Genomic DNA, 15,713 nt, shown 5'->3' with positions numbered 1-15,713 from the left:
GATGCTTAGCATCAGTTGCCAACTGCTCTTACAATTCTTATTTGTTTTTCATCTGGTACTTCCTGATAAGACAGGACACGCAACGATGGGATCGTGTTCTTCACGAACTTGGCCAACGTTGAACGCAACACGCCAGACGTTAGTAGAACGGCAGGTTCACCTTGCAACTCTTGCTGTTGTGTTGCTTCTGACAAACTTTGCTGTAATCGTTCTGCTAATCCAGGCTCAATACCTGTCGATTCACCACCCGATGCCTGCATAGTTTTATGCAATATCTGTTCCAATTCTGGCACCAGCGTAATCACCGGTAGCTCAGGTGCTATACCGTTGATTTCTTGAACGATTAAACGCTTAAGCGAAATACGGACAGCCGCCGTTAGAATGTCGGGATCTTGACTCTTCGGTGCATACTCAGACAGTGTCTGAATAATGGTTCGAACATCACGGATTGGAATCGCTTCATTAAGCAGGTTTTGCATCACTTTCACGACCACGCCCAAAGACACTAAGTCAGGGATTAGCCCCTCGACCAAACGCGGTGCTTGTTTTGCCAGCATATCAATGAGGTTTTGCGCTTCTTCATGGCCAAGCAGACGCTCAGCGTTGTTCGTGAGCATCTGGCTTAGGTGTGTCGCCAATACCGTTGCTGAGTCAACCACGGTATATCCCAGTGCTTGTGCATGCTCACGCTGCGATTTGTCTATCCACACGGCTTCTAGTCCGAAAGCTGGGTCAACGGTAGGCTCACCGTCTATCGGGCCAAAAACCTGACCAGGGTTGATCGCCAGTTCTTTGTCAGGACGAATGTCAGCTTCGCCCACAGCAACACCCATTAAGGTGATGCGATAACTGTTTGGAGGTAGCTCTAAATTATCTCGAATATGAACGGGAGGTACCAAGAAGCCAAAATCTTGTGATAGTTTTTTACGCACCCCTTTCACACGATCGAGCAGCTCACCGCCTTGGTCTCGATCAACCATGGGAATCAATCGATATCCCACTTCCAGACCAATCACATCAACAGGCTGCACATCATCCCATGAGAGTTCTTTAGGTTTAGGCGGCGCCAGCTCTTGTTGCGGTGTTTCTTCGGCTGCCACTTTTGCTTTTTCAAGTTGTTTGGTTTTCCAATAAGCAAAACCACCACAAATCGCTGCAAGTGTAAGGAATGGAATGTGTGGCATGCCAGGAACAATACCCATAACAACCAAAATACCGGTGGAGATAATCAAAGCTTTAGGGTTTTCGACTAGCTGGAAAACCAGCTGCTGCCCCATGTCTTCATCCGTATTTTGACGGGTCACCATCATGGCAGCGCCAATCGACAACAACAGCGATGGAATTTGTGCGACCAAACCATCACCGATGGTAAGAAGCGTATAAATTTCAATGGCATCAGAGAAATTGAGACCATGTTGCATCATACCAATGATCAGACCACCAACAATGTTGATAACCAGAATCAAGATACCTGCTATCGCATCCCCTTTTACGAACTTGGAAGCACCGTCCATTGAACCGTAGAAATCAGCTTCTTTCGTCACTTCCTGACGGCGCGTACGCGCTTGATCTTGATTAATCAATCCAGCATTTAAGTCTGCATCAATCGCCATCTGCTTACCTGGCAACGCATCAAGGGTAAAACGCGCACTCACCTCAGAGATACGGCCCGCACCTTTGGTAACAACCATGAAGTTAATGATCATTAAAATCAGGAAGACCACCAGACCCACTGCGTAGTTTCCACCAATAACAACCGAGCCAAATGCTTCAATCACTTCACCCGCGGCTCCCGGCCCCTCATGGCCATGTAGCAGAACCACTCGGGTTGACGCTACGTTCAAGGCAAGACGCATCAGGGTGGCGATCAGAAGAACAGTTGGGAATGCGGCGAAATCAAGCGGTCTACGGGTGTAAACAGTTACCAGAAGCACGACCAATGACAAGGCAATGTTAAAAGAAAACATCAGGTCAAGCAGGATTGCCGGCATTGGCAAAATGACCATCGCCAACGTAGACAACACCAATAACGGTGCGCCAATCGCAGGGAAGGAGCCACCACGCTTAAACGGGAGTTTATCCTGTACCTTGTCGTAAAACGGCAAAGAGAGCTTCATGAGTAATATTGGGTCGTTTCTCTGAATAATGACGAAGCATCATGCAAAAAACAAACCAAAAAAAATAGCATTTTATTTCAATGAATTGTGAAGCTCACACCAGGTTAGTGACGTAATTCTGACGGTATGGGTAATTGTTGATCAGCCAGTGATTTCGGCTTACGGCCTCTGCCTGATTTATATTGCTTAAGCTGGAAGACGTATGCGAGCAACTGCGCAACGGCAGCAAATAAACCGTCAGGAATTTGTTGCTCAAGTTCCGTACTGAAATAGACAGCACGCGCCAGCGGTGGAGCTGGCACAATCGTGATGTCATTCTCTGCGGCGATTTCTCGAATTTTTAACGCAAGAAAGTCTGTTCCTTTCGCCACCACAATCGGTGCCCTGTCGATTTTGCTGTCATAACGCAACGCCACGGAATAGTGTTCCGGGTTGGTGATGATAACGTCAGCTGACGGCACTTCGGACATCATACGTCGCTGCGCCATTTCACGTTGCAGCATCCGAATACGCCCTTTTACTTCCGGCTTACCTTCTGTTTCTTTGTATTCATCCTTGATCTCTTGCTTGGTCATTTTCAGCTGTTCATTGTGCTGCCAAATCTGAAATGGCACATCAATTGCCACGACCACCAGCAACGAACAACATATCAATAAGACAAAGTTAAGCAAGATATCTAACGCATGGTAGAGGTTAGTCGGGAAGGTCTCGATATTAAGCTGGAAGAAATCTTCTACACTCGCCCACATCAAATAAAATGCCACGCCAGATACCAGTGCGACCTTTAATATGGATTTGATCAGCTCAACCCAACTTTGCTTGCCAAACATGCGTTTGAAGCCTTGTAGTGGGCTCATTTTAGATAGCTTTGGACGTGCAGCTTCCCACGAAAATGACACGCCACCAAGTGCTGACGCACCAATTAAGCCAGCCACAAAGAGCATGCTTAACACCAAAGTTAAAGGCCAGGCGATATGGAATATTGCACCATAGACAATAAGCCCAAGTGTTGTCACGTCAAAGATCTCTTCGCGAGTAAGCGTGAAAAATTTGCGCATAATTTCCATCAACGCAACGCCTAAACCTTCGCCAAACCACATCAGAGAAACCGCACCGATAACCAGTACAGCAACAGATGCCAATTCTCTTGAGCGCGGTACCTGACCTTTTTCCCGCGCCTGCTCCCGCCTTCGGGGTGTGGCTTCTTCTGTGCGTTCTTGTCCGTCGTTCTCTGCCATCAGGCACCTCCACCTACAGTGCAGTCGAGACGGATAAGGTCACAGATTGTATCTACCCCAGTTTCCCAGTGATTGAGATAGTGGGGCAAAATACCACTCAGCAAGTACATACTGATCAACAGGCCAACCAGCAACGCAAAAGAAAAGCCCAGAGAGAAAATATTTAACTGTGGCGCTGCACGCGTCATTACGCCAAAAGACATATTCACGACAAGAAGTGCAATGATCCCAGCCAGGGCCATCCCCAAAGCAACGCTGAACATAATGCCGAACCAACTGGCCAGTAACCGATAATCGGCAGCTTGAAGCGTTTCGCCGACAGGCAAACTTTTAAAACTCATCACAACCAGATTCAACATTTGGAGATGACCATCGGTCGCGAGAAACAGCATGGTGGCTACAAAGAGATAGAATTGACCAAGAAGCGGCGTGTTCTGACCATTTGCAGGGTCAACCATGGAGGCAAAGCCTAAGCTCGATTGCATACCGATGATCTGGCCCAACAGGACGAACGTTTGCATCACAAACTGTGTGACCGTCCCCATGGCGATACCAATGATGATTTGTTGTGCCAACACAACAAAACCACCATAAGACAACAGTTCGACGGACGAGGGAACTTGAGGCAACGCAGGCATCACAGCAAACGTGATTGCCAATGATAAATACAATCTCACTCGGACGGGCACAAATCGGGCACCGAAGAATGTCATCGTCATCATCATTGATGATATCCGCGTCAACGGCCAAAAAAACTGTGCCATCCAATCGAGGATAATGTCTGCGGGGTATTCCATCGACTCTCGTTGCCTCAATACAGCAGCATCGGTATTTCTTCTACTAAGCGAAAGAAATACTCCATCAGCATACGCGTCATCCAGTGCCCAAACACCATTAACGCAATTAAGGTCGCAATCAAACGGGGTAAAAAGCTCAATGTTTGTTCGTTGATAGAGGTAGCGGCCTGAAAAACCGCCACTATCAGACCCACGATCAAGCCTGGAATAATAATGGCCGAGACCATGACCAATATGAGATAGAGCGCATCTTGGAATAGCTCGACAAACGCCTCAGGTGCCATGACTTACTCCTACCCAAAACTGCCTGCAAGTGTCGACAGAATAAGATTCCAGCCATCCACCAGCACAAATAACATGAGTTTAAAGGGTAACGATACAATCATCGGAGATAGCATCATCATACCCATCGCCATCAGAACAGAGGCCACAACCAAGTCGATAATCAAAAACGGCAAGAACAACATAAAACCTATCTGGAACGCCGTTTTTAGCTCCGAGGTTATGAATGCAGGTATCAGCACCGTCATCGGTACCAACTCAGGGTCAGTCGCATTCGAACCTGACATATTCACAAAGGTTTCCAAATCTTTGACACGCGTTTGCTGCAACATGAATTCACGCAAAGGCACCTGAACGCGATCAAATGCTTCTCGTGAAGATATCTCTTCGTTGAGATACGGCTGAACCGCAGTGACATTCATTCGATCGATCACTGGAGACATAATGAAAAATGTCAGAAACATAGCGATGCCAATAATCACTTGGTTTGACGGTGTTTGTTGCAAACCCATGGCTTGCCGCAAAATAGACATCACCACCACAATCCGGGTGAATGAGGTCATTAGGATGACAATCGCAGGCAAGAATCCCAATGCGGTCATCATCGCTAATATTTGCAGCGTCACGGAGTAGTCTTCGCTACCATCGGGGTTGACCGTCATGGTCAATGCCGGAATACCACTGCCGTTTCTCGCTTGCATCATTGATGCTTCCCCTGCGTTATTGATCAGGGTTTCTGTAACACTTTCAGAGGCAGGTGCGGGTTCATTCTCTGCAAATGCAAACGGCGTGACGAAAAAACAGCAAAGTGCCAAAAAAATGGCACTGACAGAATTAAGACGCATCATTTTTTTTCAGAATCTGGTTGAGTTGAGAAGAAAACGACGATGTCGTCGGTGCGGATGTCTCCATTGGCTTATCGAGGCTTTTTATCAAGGTGATTTGGTTCGCGGTGACGCCCACCAATACTTGCTCACCGTTAACATCAAGCACAACCACTCGCTCTTTTTGCCCAAGAGGTAACTGACTAATCACCTTCAGCCCAGATTTAGAGCCCATCATAGAGGGAACTTGCATTCGTTTTAGCAACCACGCCAACGCAAAAATAAGGCCAATGACAAACAGCAATGCGACAAAGGTCGTTGCTAAGCTTTCACCATCAGGCGCAGCGGCGAAAGCACTCGGTGCGTAAATCAGTCCAATCAGAGCAAGTCGCGGGAAAGCCATTCGGGTCTTCTTCTTCAGCCAGAAAATAGAGGTAATTTTCTCTGTTAAGCAAAATTCAGGCCGAAAAAAAGCACACCCTTTTGGATGTGCTTTTTTGACCATTAAATCCGTGTGATTAACGCAACTTTTTAATACGTTCAGTTTGGCTGATCACATCCGTCAGGCGTATCCCGAACTTGTCATTGACCACAACCACTTCACCATGCGCGATGAGCGTGCCGTTTACCAATACATCCAGCGATTCACCCGCCAACCTGTCTAGCTCTACGACAGAACCTTGGTTCAATTGCAACAGGTTACGAATATTGATATTTGTACGTCCAACTTCCATCGAGATAGTCACTGGAATATCTAAAATGGCATCCAGTTTACGTATCTCGTCGGCATTCATCGGTGGAGCTTCATCGACAAGCTCGTCTAGCGGTGCTGTTTGTACGTCATCACCACCTTCAACTTCGGCTTGTTCAGCCAGTGCTGCAGCCCAATCGTCTTCTACGTCACTCATGATTGTTCACCAGATCGTTTGTCAGTTTTTTTCATCGTTGTCACTGCCCTTTTCTTCAAGGTTTTCCAGAGCGAAGAAATCGTCTTCCTCTTCTAGCAGTACGATGTCGCTTTTCGCCACTTCTGGGCGTTTCAGTTTTTCACTAATTTTGATCGCGAGGTTGTCGTTCGCTTGTCCCATCTTCCCTCTGAATGTCGGCAGATCTTCCACGAAGACAGTACACGCATCCGGCATTTTTACGGGAATGACATCACCCACCTGAAGTTCCATCATGTCGCGAAGAGACAGGGTTGTATCTAAAAGTTTGGCCGTCAGCTTCACTTCTACATCCATTACCTCATCTTGCAGTGCTTTAGACCAGCGAAGGTCGGTATCCATTTTGTCGCTTTGGATACCCGCATCGAGCAATTCACGAATCGGCTCAACCATCGAGTAAGGCATGACGACGTGAAAATCGCCGCCGCCGCCATCTAATTCGATGTGGAATGAGCTAACGACGATAACTTCTGTCGGGCTTACGATGTTTGCCATCGCCGGGTTCACTTCAGAGTCGAGATATTCGAACTCGACCTTCATCACCGGTGCCCACGCATCCTTGTAATCTTCAAACACGAGCTTAAGCAGTATTTGAATGACACGTCGCTCTGTTGGCGTGAATTCACGCCCTTCGATTCGAGCATGAAAACGGCCATCACCGCCAAAGAAGTTTTCCACAAGAATAAAGACTAATCGTGCTTCCATTGTTACGAGTGACGTGCCTTTTAATGGACGAAACCGCACCATATTCAAACTCGTAGGGACAAACAGGGTGTTTTGGTATTCACCAAATTTCACCATTTGTACACCGTTGATAGAGACTTCAGCGGTTTTACGTAACATATTAAATAAGCTGATACGCATATGACGCGCAAAACGCTCATTAATCAGCTCCAGCGTAGGCATTCGCCCACGTACGATGCGGTCTTGAGATGAAAAATCGAAATTCGAGGCGGAAGCTACATCCCCGCCGCTACCCGATTCGGGTTCATCATCATCGACATCATCTACACCATGAAGGAGAGCATCAATTTCGTCTTGACTGAGTAGGTCGGTCACATTGCACCTATTGCATTACAAAGCCAGTAAATAACACCCGCTCAACCACAGTTTTGCCGGTGACTTTTTCCATCGCAGTTTGAACAGTGTCAGCTGCTTGTTTACGTATTTCCACCTGTCCTTGTGGCGTTCTGAGCTGCTCAACGGTGGCAGCCCCAAATGTTGTCAGCAAACTATGCTCAACAAGCGGTAAATTCTGCTTTGCCAGAGATTCATTTGAATCCCCACGCACCATCAACTGCACTTTAACTTGAACCAAGCGTTGCTGCGAATCACCCGTTACATTAAACACGAAGGGCTGTGGTAACGTGACATAAATCGCTTGGAGATTGACTGGCTCTACTTCTTCTTCAATGACGATATCGTCTTTTCCGCCACTGTCTCCGCCCATCAAAAATAAAAAAGCGCCCGCTCCACCACCTAATAGCAGAAGAGCAGCCACAATAATGATGATAAGCTTTTTCTTACCGCCGCCACCACCTGCTTCAATATCTTCATCTGCCATGATAATCCTCGGTACCGTAAATTTAATGTCTATTTAAAAACGCCTGTAGCATGATCGCTACACTAAGCATAATAGTCGACACGATCCTTTGATGTATTGACGTAAAGCTCACGATTGATTGAAGAACCATCCATATCATGGTCACTGTCATTTCGACCAAGCCGAGATGACCCGTCTTGACCACCTTGTCCGCTTTGGTTATCACCTTGCTGAGATTGATTTCCTGCAAACGCCTGCCTGCCACCCGCATCTTGCTGCTGAACGGAAGATTGCGCCAGTTGAAGACCCTGTTGCTGCATCATTTCACGCAGCCTTGGTAACGTTTGCTCAACCATGTCTCTTGCCGCTTGGTTTGAAACGGTAAACTGCACTGATGCCTGGTCTTGATTCATCGACAACTTAATTTGCATTCGACCAAGCTCTGGCGGATCTAAGCGGATATCAACATGCTTTAAGTTTTTCGACATCATCATGTTAACGCGCTCTTGTAACGCACTGGCCGCGTCATCAGTCTGACTTTGGCTTAATTGCAATGGTGTTTGAGCTACTGCATTGTCAAGTCGTGCTGCGGTTGTCGAGCTTTGATTACCAAAGCTCGTCGCCAATTGCTGCGCTAAGTGCTCAGCCTTGATGTCTGGTTTAGCTTGAGTCGCTTCGGTCATTTGCAATGCAGCACCCGCTTCGAGTACCGCACTGCTGGCTGCCAATTGCGGTTCAGCATTGTTTTGCACGACGGCAGGTGTCCATGGAATCGCAGCAAACGCTGATGCCGGTGTTTGATTCTGCAGTTGTGGGTTCACCGCCGCTTGTACAGCAGACGCTGTTTGGGTCAAGCCATTTTGTGTCTGAGACGCAACACTTCGAGCATGCAGCTCTGCGGTCTCACCCGTGATTTTTTCCGCAGAACTTGTCGCTTGCGCGGCCAATTGAGCGCGAAGCAACGCCTCTTGCTGAGACTGCGTTAGTGGCTCATTCCCAGATTTAGCGACAATATTTGCGTCTTTCACATCAGGGGTTGTCGCCGCGACTTGAGTCGCGACAGCGCCGCTTAATACTCGGCTGGCTTCGGCTGAACCGGCTAACAATTCAGCGTCAGGCTCTATAACACTTTCCGCAGCAGTAACCTTGGCCAGTTCAGGTCTATTCGCGACGCCTGATGCGAGTTGCAATTCGTCATTCGGTGTACCACTCACTGAAGCGGACACATCTTTTTCCAATACCCGGACCGCGATCGCTTCTAATTCTTGGGTAGACAACGCATCGACATCAATTCCTTCGCTTGCAAGCACAGCTTTTACTTCTGCAACGGACAGTGGATTCACCAACGTATTATCTGGTGCCGATTGGCTCGACGCTGCGTCTGTGGCTGCTATTGCCAGATTACTTTCTTGCACGTTAGGTACACTTTCGGCAACACTCAACGGCAAGCTTTTGCCGACCGAGGTAACGGCCCCTTTGGCGTCAGAGGTAGACTCCCCTTCAGTCGATGATTGAGGTTTTAATACGCGGTTTGCTTCATTAAGTCGATGTAGCAATGCCTCGCCATCTTGTTTGGCGACCCATTGTCTTTCCGTCGTCCCCTTCTCGGGATCAGCAACGGCATCAGTATTCTTTAGATTTAATGCTGCCTCTTCAGACAAAGCCGCTTTATCTGTCTTTACTTCAGCAGATTCAGACACCTCTGTGTCAATATCTTCACTCTCAAGTGCCAAGTTTTCGACGTCTGTTCCGTCAGAAGCGCTCGCCCCACTAACCAGCACCTCATTCAACACGTCGTGACTTTCAACGTTTTCAAGTGAAATGTCTTGTTTACCTTCAACGGCTTCAGTATCACCAGAAACAAACTGTGTCAGTTTAGCGAAGAAACCTTCACCTTCCATATCAGTAACATCTTGAGAAACAGCACTTTTGGCTTCGCCAACGGCCGCTTTGTTACTGGATATACCGGAGAGTATGAAACTGGTTTGATTCATAGTGATCCTGCTTCGAATACTTTGTCGTTTCTGCGTAAGCAGCCATAGCTACCTGCTCGTTACAAAGTGTAAAGCAATTATCAGGCCAAACTGGGGTCTTTTTATCTTTGGTGGTTAAATTTTGTTCTCGCGAAAAGCGTTTTAGGCGCGGCGAGGTGTGTGCCGCCTAGTTATTCTACGCAAATACACCTCAACAAAGCATAAAGCGCTTTTAGCAGAACCCTTCGGGCAGCGTTTGTGAGGACTTTCTCCTGCGTTATCGGCTTCTCATGTAGGCCAGCTACACATCAAAGCCTCTGCCTTGCATAACGTCCCCCACAAACTGCTGCAAAAATCTTCACCAAAGATAAACAGACCCTAGAATTGTTCGCGTTTTTGGCGGGAAAAACTCAACATTGCGAACTCATCCATCTGCTTTTGCTCAAGACGGTCAGCCCGCATTCTCGCTTCTTTCTCTCGCTTTTCAATGAGCCATTCGAGAGAACGAGTATGCTGGCGACATTGCATCCAATGCTCTCGGCAACGTTCGACATTGTCTTCAAAATCTATTGCCGCCTGGCGTTGTCTTGCCAGCGTTTCATCTAATTGAACGATGAATCGATTGAGGTGACCGTAGCTGCTCGCACTTAAACCCGCCTGTCCGCGGTCAGACATTTGGCGAAAGTAGTCAAGGCGATACTGCTCAATTTGCTCTACCTGAATGTAGTAGCCTTGAAGCTCTTGCTGCGCAGCAACCAGCGCTAAATGCGCTTTGTGCTCGGTATTTGTCGCCTGTTCAAGTAGCAGGTTCATTGCGTTACTAGACATAATTCACCTACTGTAGCGTTGAGCGGAGCATGTTGACGCACATACCGTAAGGCACGACTTCTTTCATACCTTGCTGCAAATAGCCATCGATGCGTGGTTTCAAGGTAAAGGCTTGGTCTATGGATTGATCAGTACCAGGCTTATAAGCGCCAATTGATACCAAATCCTGATTTTTACGACAAACGGAGAGAATTTGCCGCACTGCACGCGACATTAGCATATGCTCATCGTCCACAATGTTTGGCATAACACGGCTGACAGAGCGTTCAACATCTATCGCAGGATAGTGCCCTGCATCCGCCATTTTTCGTGATAAGACGATATGACCATCCAAAATAGCACGTGCTGCATCCGCAATCGGATCTTGCAGATCGTCACCCTCAGTCAACACAGTGAAGAACGCCGTTATCGACCCTTTCCCTTCAGCACCATTACCTGCACGTTCAACCAATGCGGGCAATTTAGCAAAAACAGAAGGCGGGTAACCTTTTGTTGCAGGCGGCTCACCTACCGAAAGCGCTATCTCTCGCTGCGCTTGTGCAAAACGCGTCAATGAGTCCATCAACAGCAGAACATCGAGCCCCTGATCTCTGAAGTACTCAGCAATGGTCAAGGCTGTCTGACAACCCTTAAGTCGCATCAAGGGTGAAGCATCTGCAGGAGCGGCAATGACAACCGATCGCGCACGCCCTTCCTTGCCAAGGATTTCATCAATAAATTCTTTAACTTCTCGACCACGCTCGCCTATCAAACCAACGACAACAACTTGAGCCGTTGTGCCTCGCGTCATCATGCCGAGGGTGACAGACTTACCAACACCCGAACCTGCAAATAAACCAATACGCTGACCTTTGCCCACGGTCAATAAACCGTTTATGGCCTTAATGCCTACATCCAGTGGTGTATCGATAGGTTTTCGGGAAAGCGGGTTTATTGCCGCGGGGGTAAAGGAAGCCGTCTGTCCGGTAAAAATGTCACCCAAACCATCCAACGGGTTACCCACGCCGTCAATCACGCGACCGAGAAGTTCGAGTCCAACAGGGACGCCCTGCTCACCGGATAGCGGTGTCACACGGGCCCCCGGTAACACGCCAGAGATTTGCTCACTTGGCATGAGGTAGAGTGTTTCACCTGAGAAACCGACCACTTCCGCTTCAATGCTGCCGTTTAGTGTTTCCACGGTGCAAAGGCTACCGATAGGTGCGCGGCAGCCGATAGCTTCCAAGGTTAATCCAACAACGCGAACGAGTTTCCCTGACGCGACAGGGCGTACACTCAGGTTTTCAGTGGACAGCGCACTCAGTCTCTCAGACAGGCTGGCCATTTTCGCCTTCCATGTTGTGCGCTCCGGAAACGTCGGACGCGTCAGAAGCGTCATCGTCTGATGATATGGCGTCCTGTGACGACACATTGCTTTCAGCTGGCTCTGCAGGCGTAGACGGGTTGTCGCCAGCCACTTCGTCAGTCACGACCATATCTGGGCCTAACAAGACATCAGCACCCGGCTCATTTTCAGCGAGCTCTGGCTCACGACTCAGGTTTTGGCCTGCAAAGCGGCTTAATGCCTGAGCAATTCGATCTTCAATGCGATAATCAACAACTGAGTCACCGCAGGCAACTTGAATATCACCACGATTAAGTGAGGGCTCAGCAATCAAACGCCATTCGCGATCACGCAGCGATTCCACACTGTGTGCTGAAGTGACAATCTCCATATCATCAGGGTGCAGGTAGATTGTCACCTGACGTCCTGCGATAGGGAGCGCATTCACAGCTTCACGCAGCGTATTGAGGATCACTTGTGCATTTGTCATCACTTCGGTTTGGATGACTGATTTCGCAAGATGCATCACCAGTTCAACCACTTGTTGTTGAACGTGATGGTCGACTTGGTGAATAGGGAAAGCGAGTTTGGTCAACATCACATCAAGGTGACGACAACGCTCTTCAACCAGTTTCTGACCGTCAGCTAAACCTTGTTCAAATCCTTCGGCTTTTCCAGCTTCAAGGCCTTCAATTTTGCCTTGCTCCAGCCCCGAGGTTTTACCTTCGTCAAAACCTGCTTCACGCCCTTCTTCATGGCCTTCTTCATAAGCAGATTGCCTGATCTCTTCAAGCACCTCTGCCGTCAGCATTGAAAGGTCTAACTCAGGCTCAACTTCTGGTTCTTCAAGCTCGGGCGGCTCCCAACTTGGGTCATAGTTGAGTGCGGTATCTTTCGGCTGTGGCTTTCCACCCGCATAACTAGGCAGCTCCCAACGCTCTAGAACATCGTCCGGTTGTTCACTGGTACGAATATATCCGCGTCGACGGTCAAGAGTCATGCTACTACCTTCAACATTGTTGCAATGGGTTTAACATCTGTCATGGTTAGAGGAACTCGTCCGCACCACCACTGCTCAGCATGATTTCGCCAGAATCGGCCAATCGTCGAGCAACAGACAAAATTTCTTTCTGGGCTGCCTCCACATCGGAAACGCGAATAGGCCCCATCGCTTCCAAATCGTCTTGCAGCATTTCTGCTGCACGCTTGGACATATTTCTGAAAATTTTGTCTCGAAGTCCTTCTTCCGCGCCTTTAAGTGCTCGTTGAAGTGCCTCTTGAGGAACATCTTTGAGAATAGCCTGAATACCACGGTCGTCGACTTCCGCAAGGTTGTCGAAAACAAACATAAGATCCTGAATCTGGGACGCCATCTCTTCGTCGTTTTGACCAATCTGCTCCATCAGCGCAGATTCCAGTGCATTGTCCATGTAGTTCATGATGTCTGCAGCCGCTTTCAAGCCACCAATCTTCGCGGCTTGTGCACCCGCCTGACCCGCAAACTGTTTCTCCATGATTTCATTTAGCTCATGCAATGCAGCAGGTTGTACTTCTTCTAGGTTCGCAATACGCATCACCAAATCGAGTGCATCACGCTCGGCAAACTGCGTCAGAATTTCGGCGGACTGTTCTGGTTCCAAGTAGGACAGAACGATGGTCTGGATCTGAGGGTGCTCATTGATGATGATAGATGCCACCTGGCGCGGATCCATCCATTTGAGTGAATCGAGACCTTTCGAGCCACTGCCCAGCAGGATTTGATCAACAAGGTTGGTCGCTTTATCTTCACCAAGTGCGGCGATAAGCGCGTTTCGAACAAAGTCTTCACTGCCCATACCAATGGCCGTGAATTTCTGAATATCTTCCAGAAAACTGCGATGCACTGCGGCCACTTTTTCTTGATTCAAATCTGCCATCTGGGTCATCGCACCACCGACTTTTTGAACCTGCTTTGGTTCTAAGTGGCGGATTATGCTAGCTGCATCCTGCTCTGTCAGGCTAAGCAGCAAAATAGCCGCTTTATCAATACCCGACAGTTGGCTAATGTCATACTCAGCACCTGGTTTGTTTTCGTCGTCTTTAGCCATCTTCACTTACCCAGCTTTTCACTACCTGAGCCGCTAGGTCAGGTTCATTTGCGACCAGTGCACGCACTGCTTTCAACAGGTCTTCATCTTTATGGAGATCTGGGAGGTTGAGGTTTGATGAACTCATCGAGAAATTACTCGAACCATCCAACTCTGCACCAATCAGGCCTATGTCATCGTCAGGACTGAGCGGTAGGCCATCTGGCCCCATCATCTCGCCATTGGGTCCCAGAAGTGCGTCGTCGTCTTTGTGTGGATTGAGCAGTTTTGACAACGCAGGTTTAATCAAGGCAAACACCACCACAATGACAACCAGTGCCGCTGCAAGCCAACGAACCCAGTCGTTGAAGTTAGGATGTTCCCAAATTGGCACTTCGCCGATGGCATCAACTTCTGGCTCAACAAAGGCCACTGAGACCACGTCCAATATGTCTCCACGCATTTCGGAGTAGCCAACACCACCGATAAGCAAACGGCGTATTTTTTGAAGTTCCGCCTCACCGACAGGTGTTCTCACCATTTCGCCGGATTCAGGATTGACACCTGCGATGTAATCCACGGCAACAGAAACCGTTTGACGGGCGACTGTCCCCGTTTGTGCTCGACGATGGCTGATCGTTGTATCCAACTCATAGTTACGCGTCGCTTCACGGCTGAGTGAACCTTTGTCGCCTGCACCGCCATTTTTTAGATCTTGGATATCTTCAGGAATCGCCGAATCGACAGGTGGCTGGTTACTCAGCGCACCAGGAACGCCTGCCACGTAATCGGTGTTGTTGTAATTTTCGCGGGTGTATTCACTTCGCGTTGATGACGTTGCCGGATCAAACCGCTTGCGTGTCTCTTCTATCGCACTGAAGTCCATCGTGATATCAACTTGTGCGGTGTAATTCCCTAAACCAAGAACGGGGATCAAGATTGAGTCAATTTTTTCTCTCAGCGCCTGTTCTTGCTTACGTTCTAAGTCGTACTCTTTTCGGCGTTGAGACGTCATTGGGTCTTCATTGCCCGAGCTCAAAAGCCGGCCATGTTGATCCGTCACCGTCACGCGAGAAGGTTTCAGGCTCGGTACGGCAGATGCCACCATATCAACGATAGAGTCCACTTCTTCCTGACCAAGCTGAGTATTTCCCCTTACGGTTAAAAATACGGTCGCGGAGGCCTCTTGATTATGGCGAACAAACACACTTTGTTTTGGCATGGCCAGCAGAACACGGGCTTTGCTGACTGCGCGAATTTTTTCAATCGCAGCAGCGAGTTGACGTTCACGACTGAGTTTTAGTCTTTCACGTTCAAGTTGTTGAGAAACGCCAAAGCCCATATCTTCCAGAAGGATGTCATCACCTTCTTCACGCGCGGAGTTCAAACCGGCTCGGCTGAGATTAAGCTTGATCGTGGAGTATTCTTTGACGGGCACTCTGATGGTATTGCCATCAAGTGCGTATTCGATTTTTTGTTGGTCCAAGTGATCGAGAACGGGGATTAACTCTTCCGTTTCGTATGTGCCCAATGGACGCATTTCCGGCTCTTGGACCCAGACAAAAAGCAGCGCAAGAAGGGATACACAAATGGCAACCGCTGCTACGAGTATGACCTGACGCGCAACATCCATGCCGCCCAATAGCCCTGATGACGGTGTTATATCTCTTTCCATCATGTCAGGATCGGACATTCCGCCATCCGACGCAACAGGCAGGCCCGACGCATTGTCGGCTAAGGCTAGTTGCGTGTTATCAGTGTCTTCAGCCACGAGCTA

Annotated in this window: 15 protein-coding genes; all 15 read right to left on the bottom strand. The window is 48.5% G+C overall.

The window, feature by feature from the left end:
• Positions 1 to 11 precede the first annotated feature (11 nt).
• Entirely contained in the window at positions 12 to 2,117 is a 2,106-nt protein-coding gene (flhA, locus tag B5D35_RS04465) for a flagellar biosynthesis protein FlhA (RefSeq protein ID WP_078751391.1), read from the bottom strand.
• Positions 2,118 to 2,221: 104 nt separating this feature from the next.
• A complete protein-coding gene (flhB, locus tag B5D35_RS04460) occupies positions 2,222 to 3,355 on the bottom strand; it encodes a flagellar biosynthesis protein FlhB (protein ID WP_078751390.1) in 1,134 nt (377 codons plus the stop codon).
• Positions 3,355 to 4,152 carry a flagellar biosynthetic protein FliR gene (gene fliR / locus B5D35_RS04455; protein ID WP_078751389.1) on the bottom strand — a complete coding sequence of 266 codons (798 nt, stop codon included), beginning with the start codon at positions 4,150 to 4,152 and terminating at the stop codon, positions 3,355 to 3,357. The genes flhB and fliR overlap by 1 nt, the downstream gene beginning before the upstream one ends.
• Positions 4,153 to 4,166: 14 nt before the next feature.
• Complete coding sequence (gene fliQ / locus B5D35_RS04450) at positions 4,167 to 4,436, bottom strand: flagellar biosynthesis protein FliQ (RefSeq protein ID WP_078751388.1); 270 nt, start codon at positions 4,434 to 4,436, stop codon at positions 4,167 to 4,169.
• A 9-nt stretch (positions 4,437 to 4,445) separates the two neighbouring features.
• Entirely contained in the window at positions 4,446 to 5,279 is an 834-nt protein-coding gene (gene fliP / locus B5D35_RS04445; protein WP_078751452.1) for a flagellar type III secretion system pore protein FliP, read from the bottom strand.
• Positions 5,269 to 5,661 (bottom strand): flagellar biosynthetic protein FliO, encoded by a 393-nt coding sequence (gene fliO, locus B5D35_RS04440; RefSeq protein ID WP_078751453.1) that lies wholly within the window; start codon positions 5,659 to 5,661, stop codon positions 5,269 to 5,271. Before fliO ends, fliP begins: the two co-directional genes overlap by 11 nt.
• A gap of 115 nt (positions 5,662 to 5,776) precedes the next feature.
• Positions 5,777 to 6,166, bottom strand: coding sequence for a flagellar motor switch protein FliN (gene fliN / locus B5D35_RS04435; protein WP_078751387.1), 390 nt, complete (start codon positions 6,164 to 6,166; stop codon positions 5,777 to 5,779).
• Positions 6,167 to 6,187: 21 nt separating this feature from the next.
• Positions 6,188 to 7,261, bottom strand: a complete 1,074-nt coding sequence (gene fliM, locus B5D35_RS04430) for a flagellar motor switch protein FliM (RefSeq protein ID WP_078751386.1) — start codon at positions 7,259 to 7,261, stop codon at positions 6,188 to 6,190.
• A 7-nt stretch (positions 7,262 to 7,268) separates the two neighbouring features.
• Positions 7,269 to 7,766: a flagellar basal body-associated protein FliL gene (gene fliL, locus B5D35_RS04425; RefSeq protein WP_078751385.1), complete on the bottom strand. Its 498-nt coding sequence runs from the start codon at positions 7,764 to 7,766 to the stop codon at positions 7,269 to 7,271.
• A gap of 62 nt (positions 7,767 to 7,828) precedes the next feature.
• On the bottom strand, positions 7,829 to 9,739 hold the full coding sequence (locus B5D35_RS04420) for a flagellar hook-length control protein FliK (RefSeq protein WP_078751384.1): 1,911 nt from the start codon (positions 9,737 to 9,739) through the stop codon (positions 7,829 to 7,831).
• A gap of 357 nt (positions 9,740 to 10,096) precedes the next feature.
• Positions 10,097 to 10,546: a flagellar export protein FliJ gene (gene fliJ, locus B5D35_RS04415; protein ID WP_078751383.1), complete on the bottom strand. Its 450-nt coding sequence runs from the start codon at positions 10,544 to 10,546 to the stop codon at positions 10,097 to 10,099.
• Between the two features lie 7 nt (positions 10,547 to 10,553).
• Positions 10,554 to 11,870, bottom strand: coding sequence for a flagellar protein export ATPase FliI (gene fliI, locus B5D35_RS04410; RefSeq protein WP_078751382.1), 1,317 nt, complete (start codon positions 11,868 to 11,870; stop codon positions 10,554 to 10,556).
• Positions 11,854 to 12,870, bottom strand: coding sequence for a flagellar assembly protein FliH (fliH, locus tag B5D35_RS04405; protein ID WP_078751381.1), 1,017 nt, complete (start codon positions 12,868 to 12,870; stop codon positions 11,854 to 11,856). The genes fliI and fliH overlap by 17 nt, the downstream gene beginning before the upstream one ends.
• Positions 12,871 to 12,916: 46 nt before the next feature.
• On the bottom strand, positions 12,917 to 13,957 hold the full coding sequence (gene fliG / locus B5D35_RS04400) for a flagellar motor switch protein FliG (protein WP_078751380.1): 1,041 nt from the start codon (positions 13,955 to 13,957) through the stop codon (positions 12,917 to 12,919).
• A complete protein-coding gene (gene fliF, locus B5D35_RS04395; protein ID WP_078751379.1) occupies positions 13,950 to 15,707 on the bottom strand; it encodes a flagellar basal-body MS-ring/collar protein FliF in 1,758 nt (585 codons plus the stop codon). Before fliF ends, fliG begins: the two co-directional genes overlap by 8 nt.
• Positions 15,708 to 15,713 lie beyond the last annotated feature (6 nt).

This window comes from Enterovibrio nigricans DSM 22720, from assembly GCF_900167155.1.
In the GTDB taxonomy this organism is placed as follows: domain Bacteria; phylum Pseudomonadota; class Gammaproteobacteria; order Enterobacterales; family Vibrionaceae; genus Enterovibrio; species Enterovibrio nigricans.
The sequence above is the reverse complement of the archived record's forward strand: the minus strand, read 5'-3'. Positions and strand labels throughout refer to the sequence as shown.